The organism is Pseudomonas wadenswilerensis (assembly GCF_900497695.1).
Taxonomy (GTDB): Bacteria; Pseudomonadota; Gammaproteobacteria; order Pseudomonadales; family Pseudomonadaceae; genus Aquipseudomonas; species Aquipseudomonas wadenswilerensis.
In genome coordinates, this window is record NZ_UIDD01000002.1 from 12,886 (window position 1) to 35,068 (window position 22,183).

Below are 22,183 nucleotides of genomic sequence, written 5' to 3' on the forward strand. Positions count from 1 at the left end.
CTCACTTGAGCAAAGGAGACAGGCAATGCCGCCAATGAGACAAACCAGTGAAGTACCGTCGCTGCCGGACTTTCAGCAGCTGCCGGAACCGGTCTACCGGCGCATGTTTGCCATTCCGGCGGGCCATCGGGTGCAGATGCACAGCCACCCCTGGGTGCAGTTCACCTATGCCAGCGTCGGGATCATGGAGGTTTTGACCGAGCAGCACAGTTACCTGCTGCCGCCTCAATGCGCGTTGTGGATACCGGCGGGTGTCGAGCACACCGCCTATAGCGATCAGACCATCGAGTTTCGCGGGCTTTATCTGGACGAATCGCTGCTTAACGGTTACCAGCGGCCTTGTGGAGTGCTGCAGGTGACACCACTGGTGCGCGAGTTGATCGACAAGGCCAGCCGATTTGCGCCGAATTATCCGGCGCAAGGTGCCCAGGCGCGGCTGCTGCAGGTGCTGGTCGATGAACTGCGGGAGTTGCCTGAAGCGCCCTTTGGCCTGCCATTGCCCAGTGATCCGCGCTTGCGACGCATCACCGAAGCATTGCAGGCCAACCCAGGCGATAACCGTAGTATTGAAGACTGGGCGCAGCAGGTTGGGGCTTCGCGGCGCACACTTGTGCGGCTATTTCAGGCGCAGACACAGTTGTCGTTCAGAGAGTGGCGCCAACGGCTGCGCCTGCTCGCGGCCTTGCCCTTGTTGGCGCAAGGCATGAGTGTCACGGCGCTGGCCAACGAGTTGGGGTATGACTCGGTGTCGGCGTTTATTGCGCTGTTTCAGCGACATTATGGTGTCACTCCAGGCCTGTATGGCACGCGGTTTTGTGCCCGGACTCCGGGTGACAATCAGCCCTCACGAACCATCGCGGTCACTTCTTCAAGGGTTTTGTAGGGAATGACGCTGTGCGGTAAGCGGGAAAATTCGGAAAGATTGTAGACCGCGAAGGTGTCGTCCACCACCGAGTTGGCGACAAGTTGGAATGACGGCAGGATGCGAGACTCGTAGTGCTGGTCCAGCCCGCAGGGGGATACCGCCATATCATTGCGTTCGTAGAATCTTCCCAGGTCCTGGTTAAGGTCAACGCCTACCAGAAACACCTTGGTGAAACCGACGTGATAGGCGATTTGCAAGGCCAGGTAGGCCACCGTGCGTGCATCAAAGAAGCCACGCTGCAGATTTTTGCTGAACCCGAGCAGCTTTTGTCCCCAGCCTGGGAAGGTGTGGTTACGGACAAGTTCCTGGTCCTTTCGCCGCAGAATGTCGATGAAACTCGGTTTAGGGGCTTTGTGCAAAAGGTACAGCTCGCCGTCCGTCCGGATCGACAAGGACCGAACGTGCTCTTCCCAAAGAGCAACGCGGTCACTGCGATGTAACGCTTCAGCAAACAGCTGTGGTTGCTGGTTGGAGAAGTCCCTGTCTGTACAGGCGTAGAAGAAGGGCCTGACCGGTGTGTCGAGAAACATCGAGATTGCCCCATTCATTGTGATCATGGGGATGTCATGGAAGGTTTGAAAGGGGAAATCCTTTGCCGAACCGCCCGATGCAATGATGAATACCGAACCGGATTGTATGTTCTGGCAATCTGCAAAATCGTGGATATTGCAGCGCTCGCCAAGAAGTGATCTTGCTGCAGAGGCGCCCATGTGCCAATTCCTTGTGCATATAGACAATCACCACAGTGGTAGTGACTGGGTAAAGGCCATACAAAGTATAGGTGTTGTTTGTCAGTTTGTTAAAAACTGTTAACGATTGTGACCAGTCTCCCAAGGTTCAGTTCCAGCAGCAGGATGCCGGCTTGAGGAATGGATATAGGTAGTGGCTTTGTAATGGCAGCTAGGGCGGATTAAACTCGTCGGCTTTTATATGCAGCCCTTCGGGAGAACCGGTTGCAGCTCGAGGGAACGGTGTGGTGAGCAAGATCAAGTTCGACGTAGATGCGGTGTATTGCATCTCTATCAAAGAGCGTAATGACCGCCGCGAGTTGTTCAGGCGAACGGTGGGTGGACAGATTCATAACCAGGTGATTTTTCACGTGGTCGAGCGCAGTGATGATCCTGTCCGGGGCTGTTACGAATCTCATCAAGCCTTGGCCAGGCAGGCCTTGGATGAAGGTTTGCAACGGATTCTGGTCTTCGAGGATGACGTCAAGGCGTATGAGCTCAAAGCAACCCCGGTTCGTTGGGTCAACCGCTTTATCCGAACCCGTTCATTCGAAGTCTTGCACCTGGGTTACAGCATGGGCCGGACTTGGCTAACCTGGTTCCCCTATATTGCCCGCGGCCGTGTGGTGGCCTTGCACGCCTACGTCCTGTCGCCTGAGGGCTGCCGGATTCTGGCCGAAACGCCTTATGACGGCACGCCAGTGGATGTGCTGTTTAAGCAACGGATCAAACAGCATTGTGTGTTCCCGATGCTGTTCCGTCAGCACGCGGCATCAGCGACGGGTAGCGACATCGAAGCGCAGGTCAGGAATGAGGATGATTTCTGGCAGCGTAATTGGGACAAGCATCGCATTTCGCCGCTGAAGAATTTCTGGCGCACGCTGTTTCGGGTGCGTTTCTGAGGTAACGGACTAAAGTGGTGAAGGTAAGCGTGGCACGGATGCCACGGCACATTCATTGCTCAGGGTTCGAGATGATTGGCAAAAAATGCTTTCGCGCACTTCAAGCACTGAAGGACGCTTTTCTGAGTGCGTTGGCCCTGTCCGGCTTCGTGCTGATACCGCTGGTGTGGGTGCCTTTGATCGTCGGTGACTGGCTGCAGGAGAAGCTCAAGCAGCGCAGGTGATCCCTGTTATTGCAGGCAAAAAAAAAACCGCGCAAAGGCGCGGTTTTTTGTTTGGTGGGCCCAGCAGGACTCGAACCTGCGACCAAGGGATTATGAGTCCCCTGCTCTAACCAACTGAGCTATAGGCCCCAGTGGACGCGGATTATAACGAGGGTTTCCAGGCTGTGCCATCCGAAAGATCTGAAAGAGCTATGCGAAGGAAAGTTGCGGCAAACTCCTCGGCCGGCAGCGGCAGGCTGACGATGTAGCCCTGGATCTGTTCGCAACCTTCGGCAGCGAGGAATTGTTGCTGGGCCTGGCTTTCCACCCCTTCGGCGATGATGGTCAGTTGCATGCTGCGGCCCAGGGCGATGATGGCGCGGGCAATCGCGGCATCGTGGGGGTCGTCGGGCAGGCCGCGGATGAACGACTGGTCGATCTTGAGGATGTCCAGCGGCAGGCGCTTGAGGTAGCTCAGTGACGAGTAACCGGTACCGAAGTCGTCGATCGCCAGTTGCACGCCCAGGTGCTTGAGCTGGTGGAGGATGGCCAGGGCTTCCTCGGCCTGGCTCATGATGAAGTTTTCGGTGATCTCCAGCTGCAGGTCGCCGGCCTTGAGCTGGTGGGTCTTGAGCAGCTGTTCGATACGTTTGACCAGGCTTGGTTGGCGCAGCTGGGCGCCGGCAAGATTGACCGATAGCGGCCCGAATGCCTGGTAGTTGTGCTTCCAGTCCTGCATTTGTCGGCAGGCCTGTTCCAGCACCCAGTCGCCCAGTTGCAGGATCATGCCGTTTTCTTCGGCCAGTGGGATGAAATGTTCCGGTGGTACGTCACCAAAGGTCGGGTGGGACCAGCGGATCAGCGCTTCGGCGCCCACCAGGCTCTGGGTTTTCAGGCTGAACTTGGGTTGGTAGCACAGGCTCAGCTCATTGCGTTCGATGGCCCGGCGCAGTTCGTGCTCCAGGGCGACGCGTTCGCTGGCTTGGGCGGTGAGATCGCGGGTGTAGGACTCGACCCGGTTGCGGCCCTTGGCCTTGGAACGGTACATGGCGGCGTCGGCGTTGCGGATCAACGAGGCGACGTCGGTGCCGTCCTGTGGATAAAGGCTGGTGCCGATGCTGGCGCTGGTGAAGAACTCGTGTTCGCCAGCCTGGAACGGTGCGCTGAAACAGGCCAGCAGCTTGTGTGCGATATGTTCGGCATCGCTGGGCTGGTGCAGGCCGGGCAGCAGGATGATGAACTCGTCCCCACCCAGGCGCGCCACGGTGTCGATATCACGCACCTGTTCCTTGAGCCGTTGAGCAATGCCTTTGAGCAGCAGGTCGCCGACCGGGTGGCCGAGGCTGTCGTTGATGTGCTTGAAACGATCCAGGTCGAGAAACAGTACTGCGCCCTGGCGCTTTGACGCCTGGGTGCAATTGAGCGCGGCCTGCAGGCGGCTTTCGAACAGGGTGCGGTTGGGCAGCCCGGTGAGCGGGTCGTGATGGGCCTGGTAATCGAGCTTGGCCTGGGCATGCTTGAGGCTGGAAATGTCAGCGAACACCGCAACAAAGTGGGTGATGACCCGCTCGGTGTTGCGCACGGCGCTGATGGTCAGCCAGCTGGGGTAGATCTCGCCATTCTTGCGCCGGTTATGGATTTCACCCTGCCAATGACCTTCGGCAGTCAATTGGTGCCACATGGCCACATAGAAGGCGCTGTCGTGCTGACCCGAAGCCAGCAGGCGAGGGGTCTGGCCCAGAGTCTCGAACTCGCTGTAACCGGTGATCTCGCTAAAGGCGCGGTTGACCGCGCTGATGCGCTGGTCGGTATCGGTGATCAATACCCCCTCGGCGGTGTTTTCGAACACCGTGGCGGCCAGTTGCAGTTTTTCCTGCATGAGGTGGCGCTCGGTGATGTCGCGGGCAATGGTCAGCATGCAATCGACACCGGCGATTGGCAGCGGTCGGGCGGAAAGCTCGCACAAGCGAATCTGGCCATCGCTGCGGCGGATATGGCAACTGAAGTCGCGCACGAAACCATCGCGCTGAAGCATCTCCAGCAAGCGGCGGCGCTCGTTGAGATCGACCCAGATGCCCAGGTCCAACGAAGTGTGGTCCAGCGACATTTGGGTGTCGTAACCGGTCAGGCGGCAGAAACCTTCGTTCACCTCGATCAGCAGCCCGTCGCTCTGGCGCGACAGCAGCAGGCCGTCGGGGGAGGCGTGGAAGGCTTTGGCGAACTTCTCTTCGGAGGTTTGCAACTGCTCCTGGGTTTCTTTCAGTTGGCTGATGTCGCGTACCGCGACCACCAGCGCCGGCGTGCTGTCGAGCTGAAAGGTTTCGGCGGAGGTCAGCCCGGTGAACACCTGGCCGTTGCTGCGGCGAAAGAGCATTTCCAGGTTGCGGATACTGCCTGCCTGCAAGCGCTTGAGCAGGTCAGGGCCGACGCCGTCGATGCCCCAGATACTCAGTTCGGTCGCGGTGCGGCCCAGAACCTGCGCCGGGCTTAGGCCGATCTGCTCTTCGAAGGCTTCGTTTACTTCCAGCAGGCAGCCATCGCTCAGGCGGGCGATGACCAGGATGTCCGGGCATTGCTGGAACACCGAGGCGAACTTCTGTTCGGACAGGCGCAGGGCCTCTTCGGCGTTCTTGGTTTCGCTGATATCGATCATCAGCCCGCGCATCAACGGTTTATGCCCGTGTTCGATCAGGCTGACGATATCGCGTACCCACAGGCTGCGTCCGTCGGCGCGGATTACCCGGTAATCGAGGCTGTGATCGCGCCCAGCGGCGGTTTCGCTGTCGCAGAAGGCCTGGGCCCACAACGCGTCGTCGGGGTGAATGATGCTGCGCCAGAAGCCCGGGCGCAGCCACTGGCTCAAAGGGTAGCCGAGCAGGTCTTCGGCATGGGGCGAAACGTAGCTGTAGGTAAAGTCGTTTGCATCGGCTTCCCAGGCAATTGCCGAGAGGCTTTCGACCAGGCCGCGGTAATGGTACTCGCTGCTGCGCAGCTCCTGTTCCAGGGCAATGCGCCGGGAGATTTCCGAACTCAGGCGCCGGTTCACGCGCATCACCGCGGCCAGAATCGCCACCATCAACAGCAAGGCGGGAAGACCGTAGATCAGCAGGTCGTACCACAGCGTGCGGTGATCGAGCACCTTGCCAACCCAGCGCTCCTGAATATTGCTGACCTCATTGGGGGTCATGTCGGCCATGACTTTGTCGAGGATTCCGACGAGGATTTTCTGCTCCCGGGGCACAGCCATGGCCAGCTGATAGCGGTAAGGGGTTTCGCCACTCACGTACAGGCCCTCGAGCTTGAGCTGGCGCAGGCTCCAGATGCTCGAGGCGAGGTCACCAACCACTGCATCAACCTCGTCGGTGGCCAGGGCCTGCAGCGCCGAGCTGACGTTGGGCAGGGCCACCAGGTTGAGATCCGGGTGATGGGTGCGCAACAGCTCATGGGGCGCGTAGTTCTCCACCACGGCGATTTTCAGCCCGTACAGGTCCTTGATGGTGCGCGGTTGCGGCCCGCCGTCATGGGCGAGGATGACGATCGGGAAATCCAGGTACGGGCGGGTGAAGGCCAGGTAACTCTGGCGCTCGGGGGTCGACATGATGCCGGGCAGCAAGTCGAGTTTGTTCTTGCGTGCCTGCTCGAGTACAGCGGTCCAGCTGATCGGTTCGATCGGCTTGAACTGCACCCCCAGGCGTTCCTGGATTAAGGCAATGTAGTCGGCGGCCAATCCCTGGTAGCGACCGTCCTGGTCCCGGTATTCGAAAGGTGGCCAGGATGCATCGACGCCCAGACGCAGCTGCGGATGCGCGCTGAGCCAGGCTTGTTCTTCTTCAGTCAGGGTCAGGGCGCCGGCCGTTGCACTCCAGATGAGCAGGAGAGCCAACAGAAGTGCCGGCATTGGGGGCATAGCGGCCTCGTCACACAGGTGGATTGATTCGAGTGTAGACGGGCATTCAAGCGGCGGGGTAGTGGGCAAAGGCTTAAAAGCGCCGTTCGCCGGAAAAGAAAAACCCCGGCCTGGGCCGGGGTTTGTCATCACTCGTCGAGGAAGGAGCGCAGATGCTCGCTTCGCGTCGGATGGCGCAGCTTGCGCAGCGCCTTGGCTTCAATCTGACGGATCCGTTCACGGGTCACGTCGAACTGTTTGCCGACCTCTTCGAGGGTGTGATCGGTGTTCATGTCGATACCGAAACGCATGCGCAGCACCTTGGCTTCGCGAGCGGTCAGACCGGAGAGCACGTCACGGGTCGCTTCCTTGAGGCTTTCGACCGTGGCCACATCGATTGGCGACTGCATGGTCGAGTCCTCGATGAAGTCACCCAGGTGCGAATCTTCGTCGTCACCGATCGGGGTTTCCATGGAGATCGGCTCTTTGGCGATCTTCAATACCTTGCGGATCTTGTCCTCAGGCATTTCCATGCGTTCACCCAGCTCTTCCGGGGTCGGTTCGCGACCCATTTCCTGCAACATCTGCCGGGAAATGCGGTTGAGCTTGTTGATCGTCTCGATCATGTGCACCGGAATACGGATGGTGCGGGCCTGGTCAGCGATCGAACGGGTGATCGCCTGGCGAATCCACCAGGTGGCATAGGTCGAGAACTTGTAACCACGACGGTATTCGAACTTGTCCACCGCCTTCATCAGGCCGATGTTGCCTTCCTGGATCAGGTCGAGGAATTGCAGGCCGCGGTTGGTGTACTTCTTGGCGATCGAGATAACCAGACGCAGGTTGGCCTCGACCATTTCCTTCTTGGCACGACGAGCCTTGGCTTCACCGATCGACATGCGACGGTTGATGTCCTTGATCTCGGCGATGGTCAGGCCGGTTTCGTTTTCGAGGTCGATCAGCTTCTGCTGGCAAGCAACGATAGCGTCGTTCTTCTCGCCCAGCGCTGCAGCCCACTTGGTGCTGCGCTTGGAAAGATCGCCGCTCCAGGTCTGGTCGGTTTCGTTGCTCGGGAACAGGCGCAGGAAGTCGGCGCGTGGCATGCGTGCGTCACGGACGCACAGCTGCATGATGGCGCGTTCTTGCTGACGCAGGCGATCCAGGGCACTGCGAACGCGCTCAACCAGGGCTTCGAACTGCTTGGGCACCAGCTTGATCGGCATGAACAGCTCAGCCAGGTCGAGCATCGCCTTGATGCTGTCCTTGTGGCTGCGGCCGTTCTTCTTCAGTACCTTGAGGGTAGCGTTCAGTTGTTCCTGAACGGCACCAAAGCGCTGCTGTGCAATGACCGGGTCGGGACCGCTTTCGGTCTCTTCCTCTTCCTCGTCACCTTCCTTCTCTTCGTCTTCGTCGTCAGCTTCGGCCTTGGCCGGTGCTTTCGGGTCGACTGGCGGCGGCACTTCGGCTGGCGGCGCAATGCCGTCGTCCGGGTCGATGTAGCCGCTGAGAACGTCGGACAGGCGGCCACCTTCGGTGGTGACGCGATCGTACTCGGAGAGGATGTGATCGACAGTACCCGGGAAGTGGGCGATAGCACCCATGACTTCACGGATACCTTCTTCGATCCGCTTGGCGATTTCGATTTCGCCTTCGCGGGTCAGAAGCTCGACGGTACCCATTTCACGCATGTACATGCGCACCGGGTCAGTCGTGCGACCAATATCGGTTTCCACAGCCGCCAACGCTGCGGCGGCTTCTTCAGCTGCGGCTTCGTCGGTGTCGGCTTCGGCCAACAAAAGGGCATCCGCATCCGGAGCACTCTCGAATACGTTGATCCCCATGTCGTTGATCATGCGGATGATGTCTTCCACCTGCTCCGGATCTGAAATATCCTCTGGCAGGTGGTCGTTGACCTCCGCGTAAGTCAGGTAGCCCTGCTCACGACCGCGGGTGATCAACTCTTTGATGCGAGACTGCTGTTGCGCTTTTCCGGACATAACACCCTATCCACTGAAGGTCTTGGCGGGCAAAAAACAAGCCGAGGATTATACCCGAGCTAGGACCTCACGCGCCAGTTGAGGTCGGGGTTTGTGCGGGAACATTCCGGCTTAACAGGTCACGCAGCTGATTTTTTTCCTCTGCGCTCAAGTCACTTTGACGTGCTTTCCTGAGCAGATGTTCCAGGCTGCGCTCGCGTTGGCGAGCGGACAAGCTAGTTATAGTGTCGAAAAACTGTTGTTCAAGGTTGTCGGCATCGATCAGCCATTCCTTCTCTGCCAAAGCCCTGAGCAGGCGGCCTTGTTCGGTGCCGTGCCAGCGGGCGATCAACTGTAGTGAGCGTAGTTCAGGATTTTTCTGCAGCGCCTCCAGCAGGGCCACCAGCAGCTGGGCGTAGACGTGTTCTTCGGCCGCCAATTGGCTGGCATCCTCGACCTTTTTCGCCAGCTGCGGGTGATGCAGCAGGGTGCGCAGGGCGCTCAAGGTCGGCGGTTCTACCGAGGTCGGTACCCGTGGCGGCGGATCCTGGCGCTGGCCATTGCGCTCCCAGGGTTTGCCCTTCTTGTCCCAGGGCTTGCCGTCCCATTTTTTCTTGCCGCCCTTGTTCGGCGTCCACTGCTGTTGCGCTGGCGCGTACTCGGGCTGATGAAAATCGCCGTAATCCGGCGTGTAGTCGGGAATGGCGTCGTAATCGATGCCCGGGTCGTAACTGGGTGGTGCTTCTGCCGGCGCGCTGTGCGCCAGTTGTTCGACCTGCTGGTTGTCCAGCCCGGTGATTTCCTTGAGGCGATTGCGCATCAGTGCACGCAGGTTGGCCCCGGGCACTTTTTCGATCAACGGTGCAGCGAGGGTGGCCATGTGCGCCTTGCCCTCGAGCGAGCGCGGGTCGGCTTCCTCGGTCAACTGCTGGAAAAAGTAATCGGCCAGCGGCTGTGCATGCTGGTTTATGCGGGCGCGGAAGGCGTCAGTGCCTTCCGCGCGTACCAGGGTGTCCGGGTCTTCGCCTTCGGGCAAAAACAGAAAGCGCGCCTTGCGTCCGTCCTGCAGGCTCGAAAGCGTTGCTTCCAGGGCGCGCCAGGCAGCATTACGGCCGGCCTGGTCGCCGTCGAAACAGAACAGCACGTTCGGCACCACGCGAAACAGGCGCTTGAGGTGTTCTTCGCTGGTGGCCGTGCCCAGGGTGGCCACCGCATTGCGCAAGCCTTGCTGTGCGAGGGCGATGACGTCCATGTAGCCTTCGACCACGATGATCTCATCGAGGTTGCGGTTGAACTTGCGCGCCTCGTAAAGCCCGTACAGCTCCTGGCCCTTGTGGAACACCGGGGTTTCCGGGGAGTTCAGGTACTTGGGCTTGTCGTCGCCCAGCACCCGGCCGCCGAAGGCAATGACCCGGCCACGGCTGTCGCGGATCGGGAACATCACCCGGTCACGGAAGCGGTCGTAGCGCTTGCCGGACTCGGCGTTCTCGACCAGCAGGCCGGCATCGATCATGGCCTTTTGCTGCAAGGTATCGCTGCTCAGGTGCTTGAACAGGTTGTCCCAGCCTGGCGGAGCAAAGCCCAAGCCGAAATCGCGGGCGATCTCACCGGACAGGCCGCGGCCCTTGAGGTAGTCGACGGCCGATTTGCGTGTCGGGTGGCTGCGCAGCGCCTGGCGATAAAAGTCGGCGGCGGCTTCAAGCAGCGGGTACAGGGGTGAATCGACCGGTTGCCGGGGTTTGTGGCTGCGCCCGCTTTCTTCGCGGGGGACCTCCATGCCGGCGGCCTTGGCCAGTTCCTCGACAGCCTGGGGGAAATCCAGGTTGTCGTGGTCCATGATAAAGCCAAGGGCGTTGCCGCCCGCGCCGCAGCCAAAGCAGTAATAGAACTGTTTGTCGGGGCTGACGCTGAAGGACGGGGTTTTTTCCTTGTGGAACGGGCAGCAGGCCGTGAGGTTCTTGCCAGCTTTTTTCAGCTGCACACGCGAACTCACCACATCGACGATGTCGGTACGGTTAAGCAGGTCGTCGATAAAACTCTGGGGAATCAGCCCGGCCATGGCACTCTCATCATCAGGCGATAAGCAAGTGTAATCGCTAATGCGGCGGGAACGGCTGCGCGTTCGAGCGATGTCGAATGGCGTAACACAAAATACGGAAAGACGTGCTCGTCTGCAGCCGGTGAAGGCTCGTCAGGAAGGACGTGCACAGCTGGCGTTGAGGCCAGTTCTGACGATTCAGGCAGGTTGTCCATGCTGCAGGGCAGCAGGACGCCTTGGGCCCGAAGGCCAAAGGATCAAGCAACGACTGCCGGCAGCCCGGCTTTGGGCCGGGCGAGGCAGAAGCTTGCGACGGACGACTGTATTAGTACAGGCGAACGGCGCGGCGCTGTTCGCGCTGAACTTTCTTGGCGTGACGTTTAACAGCGGCTGCTGCTTTGCGCTTACGCTCAGAAGTCGGCTTCTCGTAAAATTCGCGGCTACGAACTTCAGCCAGAACACCGGCTTTTTCGCAGGAGCGCTTGAAACGACGCAGAGCTACGTCGAAGGGTTCATTCTCTTTAACTTTGACGGCTGGCATCCAGAGCTACCTTCATTCATTACCGGGGTCAACGAACTCGTGGCAAAAATGTGCGCTGGAGAACGTCGGTTTTTAAGGGTTGCGGATGTTAACCCTTAGCCGACCGGAATGCAAAGCCTCTGATCGAAAACCGCTGGTCGGCGTCGGGAGCGGGGACTATCATGCGCGCCTTCGAATTCAGCCTCAACAAGGCACGGACCCATGCTAGTACTGGGATTGGAAACATCCTGCGACGAAACCGGCGTCGCATTATACGACAGTGAGCGCGGCCTTTTGGCCGATGCATTGTTCAGTCAGATCGACCTGCACCGCGTTTATGGCGGGGTAGTGCCGGAGCTGGCCTCGCGTGATCACGTCAAGCGCATGCTGCCGTTGATCCGCCAGGTGCTGGCCGAAGCCGACTGCGTCGCCACCGAGATCGATGCCATCGCCTATACCGCAGGCCCTGGCCTGGTCGGCGCTCTGCTGGTGGGCGCTTCCTGTGCCCAGGCCCTGGCTTTTGCCTGGGGCATTCCGGCATTGGGCGTACACCACATGGAAGGCCATCTGCTCGCGCCGATGCTCGAAGAGCAGCCGCCGGAGTTCCCGTTCGTCGCCTTGCTAGTGTCGGGCGGGCATACCCAGTTGGTGCGGGTCGATGGTATCGGCCGTTACGAACTGCTCGGCGAGACCCTCGATGACGCCGCTGGCGAAGCTTTCGACAAGACCGCCAAGCTGATGGGCCTGAACTACCCGGGTGGCCCGGAGATCGCCCGCCTGGCGACCCAGGGCGTGCCTGGGCGCTTCGTGTTCCCGCGGCCGATGACCGATCGCCCCGGTCTTGATTTCAGCTTCAGTGGTTTGAAAACCTTCGCCCTCAACACCTGGCAGCGCTGCCAGAGTGCTGGAGACGACGGCGAACAAACTCGTTGCGACGTGTCGCTGGCCTTCCAGCAGGCGGTGGTGGAGACTTTGACCATCAAGTGCAAGCGTGCGCTGAAGCAGACCGGCCTCAAGCGCCTGGTGATCGCTGGCGGCGTCAGTGCCAACAAGGCTTTGCGCGCTTCGCTGGAAGACATGCTGGCCGGCATCAAGGGCAATGTGTACTACGCCCGGCCGCAGTTTTGCACCGATAACGGCGCAATGATTGCCTATGCCGGCTGCCAGCGTCTGGCTGCCGGGCAGCAGGAAAGCCTGGCGATCAGCGTGCAGGCCCGCTGGCCGATGGAGCAGCTGGCGCCGCTGTGAAGCTGAGCGTTGCTCATGCAGTGGATTCAGAAATGCCGTTCGCGTCCGGCGAAAAGGTCGCGTAGATTGCCGCGGTGGCGCCAGACGATCAGCACTGTCAGCACGCTGATCGGCAAAAGCGCTTCCGGTTCGCGCCAGGCTAGTAACGGCAGGGTCAGGGGCGTTGCCACCAGGGCCGCCAGCGAGCTGGTGCGGGTCAGGAGGAAGGTCAGCAGCCACGCGCTGATGGCCAGCAAGGCGGCTGGCGGGTAGAGCCCCAGCAGCATGCCGGCAGCGGTGGCGACGCCTTTGCCGCCGCGAAAGCGGAAGTACACCGGGAACATATGGCCAATCACTGCGCACACGCCGATCCAGGCCTGTTGTTGCAGGTCGAGGCCAGCAAGATTGGCGATCAGCACGGGCACCAGGCCCTTGCACAAGTCGCCAAGCAGGGTCAGGACCGCCAGTTTGCGGCCGGCCAGGCGTAGCATGTTGGTTGCACCGGCATTGCCTGAACCGCTCATGCGCGGGTCCGGGCTGCCATTGAGGCGGCTGAGGACGATGGCAAAGGACAGAGAGCCGAGCAGGTAGGCGCACAGCGCCAGTAACCAAAACATGCTAACCATTCCGGGCGAGGACGCCCTGATTCTAACGGCGCAACGCGCCCTTGTCGTGCTGTGGAGAGAAGTGCTTGGACAGAGTGTTCATCGAGGGGCTGGAAGTCGATACCGTGATCGGCGCCTATGACTGGGAGCGCGGAATTCGCCAGTGCCTGCGTCTGGACCTGAGTTTTGCCTGGGACAATCGCCCCGCAGCAGCCGGTGACGACCTGACCAAAGCCCTGGACTACGCCAGCGTCTCGGCGCGCATCCAGGCATTTGCCGAGCAGTCCGAATTCCAGTTGGTAGAGACCTTCGCCGAGCGTCTGGCGGCGGTGCTGATGAGCGAGTTCCAGATCCCCTGGTTACGCCTGAAGCTGACCAAGCCAGGCGCGGTACCTGCCGCCAGTGGGGTGGGCGTGGAGATCGAGCGCGGATGTCTCTGAACAGGGTTTACCTCGGGCTGGGCAGTAATATCGAGCGCGAACGGCATCTGACTGCCGGGCTCGACGCCTTGGCCGGGATGCTTGCGGGCATGCGTTGCTCGGCAGTTTTCGAGAGTCAGGCGGTGGGGATCAAGAGTGGGCCGTTCTTCAATCTGGTGGTCACCGGCCTGACCGAGCTGCCACTGATGGAGCTGGACCGCCGGCTCAAGTTCATCGAGGCCGACAATGGCCGCTATGCCCCCGAGCGCAAGGGCCTGCCGCTGGATATCGATGTGCTGATGTACAACGACCTGCATGGCAGCTTTGACGGGCTGGTGTTGCCGCGGGCGGAGATCCTCAGGAACGCATTTGTGTTGTGGCCGCTGGCGTTGATTGCGCCTGAGCTGATGCATCCGGGCGCCGGGAAAACCATGGGCCAGCTGTGGGTTGAGGCGCAGATCGAGCAAGTGCTCGCGCCGGTGCCCTTCGAGTGGCGTGGGCAGCAGCTAACCAGGTTTTGACCCCATCGCTGGCAAGCCAGCTCCCACAAGGTCCGGTGTAGGCAGGCCCTGTGGGAGCTGGCTTGCCAGCGATGAAGGCGACACGCATTACGGCTTGGCGCCGTCCTTGTACGCCTTCAACGCCTTCAGCCGCTCGCCCTTGAGCGCCTCGCCCAGCGCCTGTCCGGCCAGGCCCCTCTGCACCAGTGGCTGCACCTGCACCGCTCGCGCCGCCGCTGCCGCGCCGCGCAGATAGTCCGCCTGTGGATATTCACGTTGCTCCAGCCCTTTGCGGCCCCGGGCGTCCATCTCGCACGCAGCGATGAATTCCTCGAATCGCTGTGGCCGACGGTACACGTCGAAGCTTTGCAGCAATTCCAGCAAGGTCGAGGCCCGCAGCTCCAGCGCCCGATGACAGTGTGTGTGGTACTCACCCACCAGCAAAGCCAGCTCCTGGCACTCGCGGGGGGCCTTGAAGCGCTGGTTCACCGCCTTGATCAATTTCAGCCCGCGTTGCTCGTGAGCGATGTGTCGCGGCCATTCCTCTTCAGGGGTAAGGCCCTTGCCCAGGTCATGCAGCAAACAGGCCCAGCGCACGCTCAGGGGCTGTTGGTGCAGGGCGGCTTGTTCGAGCACCGAGAGGGTGTGGATACCGCTGTCGATTTCCGGGTGATGAGCCTCAGGCTGCGGCACACCGAACAGCGCATCGAGTTCAGGCATCAGCTGCTTGAGGGCGCCGCAATCGCGCAGCACCTGGATGAACACCTGGGGTTGATCTTCCATCAGTGCCCGGGCGATTTCCTTCCAGCTGCGCTCGGCGGTCAGGGCCTGCAGCTCGCCTGATTCGCTGAGTTCGCGCATCAGCTCAATGGTTTCCGGGGCCACGGTAAACCCCAAGCCGGCATACCGCGCAGCAAAGCGGGCAACGCGCAGCACGCGCAATGGATCTTCGGCGAACGCCGGGGATACATGACGCAAGATGCGGTCTTCTAGATCCCTTTTGCCGTTATACGGATCGCAGACATTGCCCTGGTCATCTTCGGCCATGGCATTGATGGTCAGGTCGCGACGGATCAGGTCTTCTTCAAGGGTGACCTCGGGGCTGGCGTGAAAAGTGAAGCCGCCATAGCCGCGCCCGCTCTTGCGCTCGGTGCGCGCCAGGGCGTATTCCTCGCCGCTTTTGGGGTGCAGAAACACCGGGAAATCCGCCCCTACCGGGCGATAACCCAAGTTTTGCATTTGTTCCGCCGTGGCGCCGACCACGACCCAGTCGATATCACTGACCGGCCTGCCGAGCAGGCGGTCGCGTACGGCGCCGCCGACTTTGTAGATCTGCATGTAGAACCTCCGTTGATGCCACAGGATAACCTGTCTGGCAGCAACGGAGGGCGTGCTAGAGGTGCACTACAGCCAGGTCCAGGCGACCATAGTCCGCTTCGCCGTGCTCGCCTCTGGGCGGCACGTGGTGGGTTTTCATCACCTGGTCGCCCTGCAGGGTTTCCAGGTGGATATCAAAGCCCCAGAGGCGGTGCAGGTGCTTGAGAACTTCTTCGGTGGAGTCACCCAGGGGTTTGCGGTCGTGTTGTTGGTGACGCAGGGTCAGGGAGCGGTCGCCACGGCGGTCGATGCTCCAGATCTGCACGTTGGGTTCGCGGTTGCCGAGGTTGTACTGGGCGGCCAGGGTCTCGCGGATGATCCGGTAGCCACTTTCGTCATGGATGGCTGGCACCAACAGGTCCTCGCGCTGGTCGTCATCGAGGATGCTGAACAGCTTGAGGTCGCGGATCACCGTGGGTGACAGGTACTGGAGAATGAAGCTTTCATCCTTGAAGCTGCTCATGGCGAACTTGATGGTCGACAGCCAGTCGCTGCCGGCGATGTCGGGGAACCAGCGGCGGTCCTCTTCGGTAGGGTGTTCGCACATGCGGCGGATGTCGCGGTACATGGCGAAACCCAGGGCGTAGGGGTTGATGCCACTGTAGTAGGGGCTGTCGAAGCCGGGCTGGAACACCACGCTGGTGTGTGACTGCAGGAACTCCATCATGAAGCCTTCGGTGACCAGGCCTTCATCGTACAGGTCGTTCATCAGGGTGTAGTGCCAGAAGGTCGCCCAGCCTTCGTTCATCACCTGAGTCTGGCGCTGCGGGTAGAAGTACTGGGCGATCTTGCGCACGATGCGCACGATTTCACGCTGCCAGGGCTCGAGCAATGGCGCGTGTTTCTCGATGAAGTAGAGGATGTTCTCCTGGGGTTCGGCCGGGAAGCGTGCGTTGTCGCGATCGCTATTCTTGTCGGCGCCCTTGGGGATGGTGCGCCACAGGTCGTTGATCTGTTTCTGCAGGTGTTCTTCGCGCTCCTTCTGCCGGCGCCGCTCTTCTTCGGCAGAGATAGGGTAGGGCCGCTTGTAGCGGTCAACGCCGTAGTTCATCAGGGCGTGGCAGGAGTCGAGCAGGTCTTCCACGGCATCGATGCCGTGGCGCTCTTCACACTGGGTGATGTACTGCTTGGCGAACACCAGGTAATCGATGATCGAACTGGCGTCGGTCCAGGTGCGGAACAGGTAGTTGCCCTTGAAGAAGCTGTTGTGCCCGTAGCAGGCATGGGCGACCACCAGCGCCTGCATGCAGATGGTGTTTTCTTCCATCAGGTAGGCGATGCAGGGGTCGGAATTGATCACGATTTCGTAGGCCAGGCCCATCTGACCGCGGCTATAAGACTTTTCAGTGCTGAGGAAGTGCTTGCCGTAGGACCAGTGGTGATAGCCCAGGGGCATGCCGACGGAGGCGTAGGCGTCCATCATCTGCTCGGCGGTGATCACCTCGATCTGGTTGGGGTAGGTGTCCAGGGCATAGCGCTCGGCCAGGCGGCTGATTTCCCGGTCATAGGCCTGGATCAGTTCGAATGTCCATTCGGACCCGGTAGAAATGGGATGGCGCTTCTGCTCTCTAGCGGTCATGTCACTAACCTGCGCTGGAAGAGTTCACGGAAGACCGGATAGATATCGCCGGCCGACACCAGCTGCTGCTGGGCGAACGTATCGGCATAGGCTTCGCCGATACGCTCATACTCGTACCACAATGCCTGATGTTCGCGAGGGGTGATCTCAACGTAAGTGTAATACTGGACGAACGGCATGATCTGATTGGTGAGGATCTCGCGGCAGATCGGCGAGTCGTCGTTCCAGTTGTCACCGTCCGAGGCCTGGGCCGCGTAGATGTTCCATTCATTGGCCGGGTAGCGTTCAGCCATGATCTCCTGCATCAGCTTCAGGGCGCTGGAGACGATGGTGCCGCCGGTTTCCCGGGAATAGAAAAACTCCTCTTCGTCCACTTCGCGGGCGCTGGTGTGGTGGCGGATGAATACCACTTCGATCTTGTCGTAGTTTCGCTTGAGAAACAGGTACAGGAGGATGAAGAAGCGCTTGGCAATGTCCTTGGTGGCCTGGGTCATGGAACCGGAAACGTCCATCAGGCAGAACATCACCGCCTTGGAGCTGGGGTTGGGTTGCTTGACCAGCAGGTTGTACTTGAGGTCGAAGGTGTCGAGGAACGGCACGCGATGGATGCGCGCACTCAGTCGCTCTATTTCTGCTTCAATTTCCTGAATATCGCCGAAGTTGTCTGGTTCTTCTCGTTTGAGTCGCGCCAGTTCCTCCTGGGCTTCGCGTAGCTTTGCCCGGCTGCTGCCGGACAGGGCGATGCGCCGGGCATGGGCCGAACGCAGGGTGCGGATAATGTTGATGCGCGACGGGTTGCCTTCGTTGCTGATACCGGCGCGCACGGTTTTGAAGGTGTCGGTGCCGGTCAGGTGCCGTTTGACCAGGTTGGGCAGTTCGAGGTCTTCGAACATGAACTCGAGAAATTCTTCCTGGGTGATCTGGAAGACGAACTCGTCCATGCCTTCGCCTGAGTTGCCGGCCTTGCCACGGCCACCGCCACCCCCGCCCCCTTGCGGACGGGCGATACGCTCGCCAGCAGTGAACTCCTTGTTGCCTGGGTGCACAACCGTTTGCTTGCCGCCACGGCCATGGTGCAACACCGGCTCGTCGATGTCGCGACCGGGAATGCTGATCTGCTCGCCATGCTCCATGTCGGTGATGGAGCGCCGGCTCACTGCCTCCTCGACGGCCTTCTTGATGTGGTCACGGTAACGCCGCAAAAAGCGCTGGCGGTTGACCGTGCTCTTGTTCTTGCCGTTCAGGCGTCGGTCGATCACATAGCTCATAGGCCCCTCCGGGAGTAGGCGGTAGCTGCAAGCTGTAAGCTTCAAGCTTCAAGTTGGATCACCGCTGTCCCCGCAAGCACGGCACGCATTCGACATACGTGCGCGGCTTGCAGCTGACAGCTTGCCGCTTGCCGCTTATTGCGATTTCCTGACCCGCAGGTACCATTCCGAGAGCAGCCGAACTTGCTTGTCTGTGTAGCCGCGTTCCACCATTCGGGTGACGAAGTCGTTGTGTTTCTGTTGATCCTCTTTGCTGGCCTTGGCGTTGAAGCTGATGACCGGCAACAGGTCTTCGGTGTTGGAGAACATTTTCTTCTCGATCACCACCCGCAGTTTTTCGTAGCTGAGCCAGGTCGGGTTCTTGCCGTTGTTGTTGGCCCGGGCGCGCAACACGAAGTTGACGATCTCGTTGCGGAAATCCTTCGGATTGCTGATGCCGGCCGGCTTCTCGATCTTCTCCAGCTCTTCGTTGAGGGCGATGCGGTTAAGGATCTCGCCAGTTTCCGGGTCGCGGTACTCCTGGTCCTGGATCCAGAAGTCGGCATACAGCACGTAGCGGTCGAAGATGTTCTGCCCGTATTCGCTGTAGGACTCCAGGTAAGCGGTCTGGATTTCCTTGCCGATGAACTCGATGTAGCGTGGTGCCAGGTATTCCTTCAGATAGCGCAGGTAGCGTTCACGCACTTCGGCCGGGAATTGTTCCTGTTCGATCTGCTGTTCCAGCACATACAGCAGGTGCACCGGGTTGGCGGCAATCTCATGGGGGTCGAAGTTGAACACCTTGGAGAGGATCTTGAAGGCAAAGCGGGTCGACAGGCCGTTCATGCCTTCGTCCACCCCGGCCGCGTCGCGGTACTCCTGGATCGACTTGGCCTTGGGATCGGTATCCTTGAGGTTTTCGCCGTCATACACGCGCATTTTTGAGTAAATGTTCGAGTTTTCCGGTTCTTTGAGCCGCGACAGCACGGTGAACTGCGCCAGCATCTTCAGGGTGTCGGGGGCGCAATGGGCTTTGGCCAGCGAGCTGTTGAACAGCAGCTTGTCGTAGATCTTGATTTCGTCGCTGACCCGCAGGCAGTACGGCACCTTGACGATGTAGATCCGGTCGATGAAGGCTTCGTTGTTCTTGTTGTTGCGGAAGCTGTGCCATTCCGATTCGTTGGAGTGGGCCAGCAGGATCCCGGAGTAGGGGATCGCACCGAGGCCTTCGGTGCTGTTGTAGTTACCTTCCTGGGTGGCCGTCAGCAACGGGTGCAGGACCTTGATCGGCGCCTTGAACATCTCGACGAATTCCATCAGGCCCTGGTTGGCCCGGCACAATGCGCCCGAGTAGCTGTAGGCGTCGGCGTCGTTCTGTGGGTATTCCTCCAGTTTGCGGATATCGACCTTACCCACCAGAGCGGAAATATCCTGGTTGTTCTCGTCACCCGGTTCGGTCTTGGCCACGGCGATCTGGTTGAGGATCGACGGGTAGAGTTTGACTACCTTGAACTGGCTGATGTCGCCCCCGAATTCGGCCAGTCGCTTGGTCGCCCAGGGCGACATGATGGTGTTCAGGTAGCGCCGCGGGATGCCGAAGTCTTCTTCGAGAATGGCGCCGTCTTCGGTAGCGTTGAACAGCCCCAGGGGCGACTCGAATACCGGCGAGCCCTTGATGGCATAGAAGGGCACCTTCTCCATCAGTTGTTTGAGCTTTTCGGCCAGGGAAGACTTGCCGCCACCTACCGGGCCGAGCAGATAGAGGATTTGTTTCTTCTCTTCCAGGCCCTGGGCGGCATGGCGGAAATAGGACACGATCTGGTCGATGCATTCTTCCATGCCATGGAAGTCTTCAAAGGCCGGATAGCGGCGGATCACCTTGTTGGAGAAGATGCGCGACAGCCTTGAGTTGTTCGAGGTGTCGACCAGTTCTGGCTCACCGATGGCCATCAACAGGCGTTCGGCCGCCGACGCGTAAGCGCTGCGATCGCTTTTGCAGAGCTCAAGGTACTCTTGCAGCGAAAGTTCTTCCTGACGGGTGGACTCGAAACGTTGTTGGAAGTGGCTAAAAATACTCATGACGTCACCTCGCTCGATACGTGGAGCCGACGCCGGATCAGTCAGCTGATGCTGGCATGCAATCGGCACTGCCAATTGCTGTATACCCCCCAGAACACCTAGAACTCGCTACCGATGACCCGCACGCCGGTGTACCGGCTCTCCCCTTTTTGGATGGCCTGGGCTTAAGGATAGTTCGTAATCGGGGAGGTCAAGGCCGCTTGTACATGAAGTTCGCCATGACCGTTCGTCTGGTCAGGCGCGAGCCCGCACAGGACGCGGGCTGCGGGAGGTGAAAAAAATTATTCGGCAGTGCCCTGGGCGGTTTCCGTCGGGTAGGTGCCACGCCACAGCTCGAAGCCGCCGTCGAGGCTGTAGACGTCGGAAAAGCCCTGGCTGATCAGATAAGCGGCAGCGCTCTGGCTGGAGTTGCCGTGATAGCAGACCACCACGGTTGGCGCATCGAGATCAGCGGCGCGAATGAAATCCGCTACCGAATGGTTGTCCAGATGTTGCGCGCCAGTGATGTGGCCGGCGGCAAAGGCTTGCGGGTCGCGAATATCGACCACGACCGCACCTTGCTCGCGCAGCGCCTGGGCCTGCTCGGGAGGGATGCGTTTGAATTCGCTCATGGGTACGGTTTCCTTCAGGACTGGTCGTTCATTCTAGCCGGTTGTGCGGACGCAGGCTGCGCGCGCGGGGTGCCTTGGTCGGAACATTCGCAGCGATGGAATGCGCCGGTATCGACGTTGTACAGGGTCATCGCGCCGCCCCAGACGCAGCCGGTGTCCAGGGCAATGACCCCGGGCTCCTTGCAGCGGCCTTCAAGCGCCGCCCAGTGGCCGAAGATGATCTTCACATGCCGTGAGCGACGGCCCTTGTGGGCGAACCAGGGCTTGTAGCCAGGCGGGGCGGTATCGGCGCCTTCCTTGCCCTTGAGGTCGAGCTTGCCTTCGCTGGTGCAAAAGCGCATGCGGGTGAAGTAATTGGTGATAACCCGCAAGCGGGTGACGCCGCTGAGGTCCTTGCTCCACTTGTTCGGCTCGTTGCCGTACATGCCGTCGAGGTAGGGCTTTAAACGGTTGTCGTCGCGCAGCACTTCCTCCACTTCGCCTGCCAGCTCCAGGGCCTTGCCCAGGGTCCACTGCGGCGGGATGCCGGCGTGCACCAGCACTGCGCCGCGCTGCTCGTCGTAGTGCAGCAGCTTTTGCCGGCGCAGCCAGTCGAGCAGTTCACCGGCATCCGGGGCATCGAGGATTTCGCGCAGGGTGTCGCTTTTTTTCAAGCGCTCGATGTTGTGCCAGGCGGCCAGCAGGTGCAGGTCATGGTTGCCCAGTACGCACACCAGCGATTCGCGGATGGAATAAAGGAAGCGCAGGGTTTCCAGTGACTCCGGGCCGCGGTTGACCAGGTCACCGACCAGCCACAGGCGATCGACCTTCGGGTTGAAGGCAACCCGCTCGAGCAGGCACTTGAGTGGCTGCAGGCAGCCTTGCAGATCGCCGACTGCGTATACCGCCATCAGTGCAGGGCTCCGGGGACGGCGAGGCGGAACGGCGCGATGATGGCGTCGAAGCGCTTGCCGTCTTCAGCGAACATCTGGTAGCTGCCCTGCATGGTGCCGACCGTGGTGCTGATCACCGCGCCGCTGCTGTAGGTGTGGCTTTCGCCAGGTTCGATCAGCGGTTGCTGGCCGATAACGCCCGCGCCCTTGACCTCTTCGACATGGCCATCACCGTTGGTGATCAACCAGTGCCGCGACATCAGCTTGGCGGGCACAGTGCCGTTGTTCTTCACCGTGATGGTATAGGCGAAGGCGAAACGGTCGTTTTCGGGGTCGGATTGTTCTTTGAGAAAGCGGGTCACGACGCTGACGTCGATCTGGTAACGGGGATCAGACATGCAAGGGGCCTTGGCAACAGACGCGGATACGGCGATGGCGTCAGTCTAGGCTATCGGCGGGGTAGCCGGCCAGTCATGCGGGCATGACTGG

19 protein-coding genes and 1 tRNA gene are annotated in these 22,183 nt (G+C 60.3%); 6 read left to right on the plus strand and 14 right to left on the minus strand.

Annotated elements, in window-relative coordinates:
* The first annotated feature begins 34 nt into the window (after nucleotides 1–34).
* Nucleotides 35–883 (plus strand): AraC family transcriptional regulator, encoded by an 849-nt coding sequence (locus CCOS864_RS02990; RefSeq protein WP_233674572.1) that lies wholly within the window; start codon nucleotides 35–37, stop codon nucleotides 881–883.
* On the opposite strand, the gene CCOS864_RS02995 is transcribed toward CCOS864_RS02990, so the two are convergent.
* Nucleotides 838–1,635 (minus strand): lipopolysaccharide biosynthesis protein, encoded by a 798-nt coding sequence (locus CCOS864_RS02995; protein ID WP_115085017.1) that lies wholly within the window; start codon nucleotides 1,633–1,635, stop codon nucleotides 838–840. The two genes, CCOS864_RS02990 and CCOS864_RS02995, sit on opposite strands and share 46 nt — an antisense overlap.
* Before the next feature lie 266 nt (nucleotides 1,636–1,901).
* Here CCOS864_RS02995 and CCOS864_RS03000 point away from each other — a divergent pair, with 266 nt between their 5' ends.
* Nucleotides 1,902–2,555, plus strand: a complete 654-nt coding sequence (locus CCOS864_RS03000) for a glycosyltransferase family 25 protein (protein ID WP_115085018.1) — start codon at nucleotides 1,902–1,904, stop codon at nucleotides 2,553–2,555.
* A 71-nt stretch (nucleotides 2,556–2,626) separates the two neighbouring features.
* Entirely contained in the window at nucleotides 2,627–2,779 is a 153-nt protein-coding gene (locus CCOS864_RS28145) for a hypothetical protein (RefSeq protein WP_166675630.1), read from the plus strand.
* A 52-nt stretch (nucleotides 2,780–2,831) separates the two neighbouring features.
* Here CCOS864_RS28145 and CCOS864_RS03005 read toward each other — a convergent pair.
* From CCOS864_RS03005 to rpsU, 5 genes are all read right to left on the minus strand, one after another.
* A tRNA-Ile gene (locus CCOS864_RS03005) sits at nucleotides 2,832–2,908 on the minus strand.
* Nucleotides 2,909–2,921: 13 nt separating this feature from the next.
* Nucleotides 2,922–6,665 carry an EAL domain-containing protein gene (locus CCOS864_RS03010; RefSeq protein ID WP_115085019.1) on the minus strand — a complete coding sequence of 1,248 codons (3,744 nt, stop codon included), beginning with the start codon at nucleotides 6,663–6,665 and terminating at the stop codon, nucleotides 2,922–2,924.
* Nucleotides 6,666–6,793: 128 nt separating this feature from the next.
* Nucleotides 6,794–8,641 carry an RNA polymerase sigma factor RpoD gene (gene rpoD, locus CCOS864_RS03015; RefSeq protein WP_115085020.1) on the minus strand — a complete coding sequence of 616 codons (1,848 nt, stop codon included), beginning with the start codon at nucleotides 8,639–8,641 and terminating at the stop codon, nucleotides 6,794–6,796.
* Nucleotides 8,642–8,708: 67 nt separating this feature from the next.
* The gene (gene dnaG, locus CCOS864_RS03020) at nucleotides 8,709–10,679 is read right to left on the minus strand and encodes a DNA primase (RefSeq protein WP_115085021.1); all 1,971 of its coding nucleotides are present in this window, start codon (nucleotides 10,677–10,679) and stop codon (nucleotides 8,709–8,711) included.
* A 304-nt stretch (nucleotides 10,680–10,983) separates the two neighbouring features.
* Nucleotides 10,984–11,199, minus strand: coding sequence for a 30S ribosomal protein S21 (gene rpsU, locus CCOS864_RS03025; RefSeq protein ID WP_002551877.1), 216 nt, complete (start codon nucleotides 11,197–11,199; stop codon nucleotides 10,984–10,986).
* Nucleotides 11,200–11,400: 201 nt separating this feature from the next.
* Here rpsU and tsaD point away from each other — a divergent pair, with 201 nt between their 5' ends.
* On the plus strand, nucleotides 11,401–12,426 hold the full coding sequence (gene tsaD / locus CCOS864_RS03030) for a tRNA (adenosine(37)-N6)-threonylcarbamoyltransferase complex transferase subunit TsaD (protein ID WP_115085022.1): 1,026 nt from the start codon (nucleotides 11,401–11,403) through the stop codon (nucleotides 12,424–12,426).
* Nucleotides 12,427–12,452: 26 nt separating this feature from the next.
* Here the strand turns inward: tsaD and plsY are convergent, their stop codons facing one another.
* On the minus strand, nucleotides 12,453–13,022 hold the full coding sequence (plsY, locus tag CCOS864_RS03035; protein WP_167458858.1) for a glycerol-3-phosphate 1-O-acyltransferase PlsY: 570 nt from the start codon (nucleotides 13,020–13,022) through the stop codon (nucleotides 12,453–12,455).
* Between the two features lie 74 nt (nucleotides 13,023–13,096).
* Between plsY and folB the strand changes: the two genes are divergently transcribed.
* Both folB and folK read left to right on the plus strand, forming a co-directional pair.
* Nucleotides 13,097–13,450, plus strand: coding sequence for a dihydroneopterin aldolase (folB, locus tag CCOS864_RS03040; RefSeq protein WP_115085024.1), 354 nt, complete (start codon nucleotides 13,097–13,099; stop codon nucleotides 13,448–13,450).
* Nucleotides 13,441–13,950 carry a 2-amino-4-hydroxy-6-hydroxymethyldihydropteridine diphosphokinase gene (gene folK, locus CCOS864_RS03045; protein ID WP_115085025.1) on the plus strand — a complete coding sequence of 170 codons (510 nt, stop codon included), beginning with the start codon at nucleotides 13,441–13,443 and terminating at the stop codon, nucleotides 13,948–13,950. The genes folB and folK overlap by 10 nt, the downstream gene beginning before the upstream one ends.
* Nucleotides 13,951–14,037: 87 nt before the next feature.
* On the opposite strand, the gene CCOS864_RS03050 is transcribed toward folK, so the two are convergent.
* From CCOS864_RS03050 to apaG, 7 genes are all read right to left on the minus strand, one after another.
* Nucleotides 14,038–15,267 (minus strand): multifunctional CCA addition/repair protein, encoded by a 1,230-nt coding sequence (locus CCOS864_RS03050; RefSeq protein WP_115085026.1) that lies wholly within the window; start codon nucleotides 15,265–15,267, stop codon nucleotides 14,038–14,040.
* A 55-nt stretch (nucleotides 15,268–15,322) separates the two neighbouring features.
* Nucleotides 15,323–16,885: a SpoVR family protein gene (locus CCOS864_RS03055; RefSeq protein WP_038998436.1), complete on the minus strand. Its 1,563-nt coding sequence runs from the start codon at nucleotides 16,883–16,885 to the stop codon at nucleotides 15,323–15,325.
* The gene (locus CCOS864_RS03060) at nucleotides 16,882–18,153 is read right to left on the minus strand and encodes a YeaH/YhbH family protein (RefSeq protein ID WP_115085027.1); all 1,272 of its coding nucleotides are present in this window, start codon (nucleotides 18,151–18,153) and stop codon (nucleotides 16,882–16,884) included. The genes CCOS864_RS03055 and CCOS864_RS03060 overlap by 4 nt, the downstream gene beginning before the upstream one ends.
* A gap of 135 nt (nucleotides 18,154–18,288) precedes the next feature.
* Nucleotides 18,289–20,211, minus strand: coding sequence for a PrkA family serine protein kinase (locus CCOS864_RS03065; protein ID WP_028942155.1), 1,923 nt, complete (start codon nucleotides 20,209–20,211; stop codon nucleotides 18,289–18,291).
* Nucleotides 20,212–20,492: 281 nt separating this feature from the next.
* On the minus strand, nucleotides 20,493–20,822 hold the full coding sequence (gene glpE / locus CCOS864_RS03070; protein ID WP_115085028.1) for a thiosulfate sulfurtransferase GlpE: 330 nt from the start codon (nucleotides 20,820–20,822) through the stop codon (nucleotides 20,493–20,495).
* A gap of 14 nt (nucleotides 20,823–20,836) precedes the next feature.
* On the minus strand, nucleotides 20,837–21,712 hold the full coding sequence (locus CCOS864_RS03075) for a symmetrical bis(5'-nucleosyl)-tetraphosphatase (protein WP_115085029.1): 876 nt from the start codon (nucleotides 21,710–21,712) through the stop codon (nucleotides 20,837–20,839).
* A complete protein-coding gene (apaG, locus tag CCOS864_RS03080; protein ID WP_115085030.1) occupies nucleotides 21,712–22,092 on the minus strand; it encodes a Co2+/Mg2+ efflux protein ApaG in 381 nt (126 codons plus the stop codon). The genes CCOS864_RS03075 and apaG overlap by 1 nt, the downstream gene beginning before the upstream one ends.
* Nucleotides 22,093–22,183 lie beyond the last annotated feature (91 nt).

Bases quoted from the DNA above. Each gene is read 5' to 3' on its own strand.
- CCOS864_RS02990 (WP_233674572.1), top strand. From the start codon at position 35: ATGAGACAAACCAGTGAAGTACCGTCGCTGCCGGACTTTCAGCAGCTG.
- CCOS864_RS02995 (WP_115085017.1), bottom strand. From the start codon at position 1,635: ATGGGCGCCTCTGCAGCAAGATCACTTCTTGGCGAGCGCTGCAATATC.
- CCOS864_RS28145 (WP_166675630.1), top strand. From the start codon at position 2,627: ATGATTGGCAAAAAATGCTTTCGCGCACTTCAAGCACTGAAGGACGCT.
- CCOS864_RS03010 (WP_115085019.1), bottom strand. From the start codon at position 6,665: ATGCCCCCAATGCCGGCACTTCTGTTGGCTCTCCTGCTCATCTGGAGT.
- rpoD (WP_115085020.1), bottom strand. From the start codon at position 8,641: ATGTCCGGAAAAGCGCAACAGCAGTCTCGCATCAAAGAGTTGATCACC.
- dnaG (WP_115085021.1), bottom strand. From the start codon at position 10,679: ATGGCCGGGCTGATTCCCCAGAGTTTTATCGACGACCTGCTTAACCGT.
- rpsU (WP_002551877.1), bottom strand. From the start codon at position 11,199: ATGCCAGCCGTCAAAGTTAAAGAGAATGAACCCTTCGACGTAGCTCTG.
- tsaD (WP_115085022.1), top strand. From the start codon at position 11,401: ATGCTAGTACTGGGATTGGAAACATCCTGCGACGAAACCGGCGTCGCA.
- plsY (WP_167458858.1), bottom strand. From the start codon at position 13,022: ATGTTTTGGTTACTGGCGCTGTGCGCCTACCTGCTCGGCTCTCTGTCC.
- folK (WP_115085025.1), top strand. From the start codon at position 13,441: ATGTCTCTGAACAGGGTTTACCTCGGGCTGGGCAGTAATATCGAGCGC.
- CCOS864_RS03050 (WP_115085026.1), bottom strand. From the start codon at position 15,267: ATGCAGATCTACAAAGTCGGCGGCGCCGTACGCGACCGCCTGCTCGGC.
- CCOS864_RS03055 (WP_038998436.1), bottom strand. From the start codon at position 16,885: ATGACCGCTAGAGAGCAGAAGCGCCATCCCATTTCTACCGGGTCCGAA.
- CCOS864_RS03060 (WP_115085027.1), bottom strand. From the start codon at position 18,153: ATGAGCTATGTGATCGACCGACGCCTGAACGGCAAGAACAAGAGCACG.
- CCOS864_RS03065 (WP_028942155.1), bottom strand. From the start codon at position 20,211: ATGAGTATTTTTAGCCACTTCCAACAACGTTTCGAGTCCACCCGTCAG.
- glpE (WP_115085028.1), bottom strand. From the start codon at position 20,822: ATGAGCGAATTCAAACGCATCCCTCCCGAGCAGGCCCAGGCGCTGCGC.
- CCOS864_RS03075 (WP_115085029.1), bottom strand. From the start codon at position 21,712: ATGGCGGTATACGCAGTCGGCGATCTGCAAGGCTGCCTGCAGCCACTC.
- apaG (WP_115085030.1), bottom strand. From the start codon at position 22,092: ATGTCTGATCCCCGTTACCAGATCGACGTCAGCGTCGTGACCCGCTTT.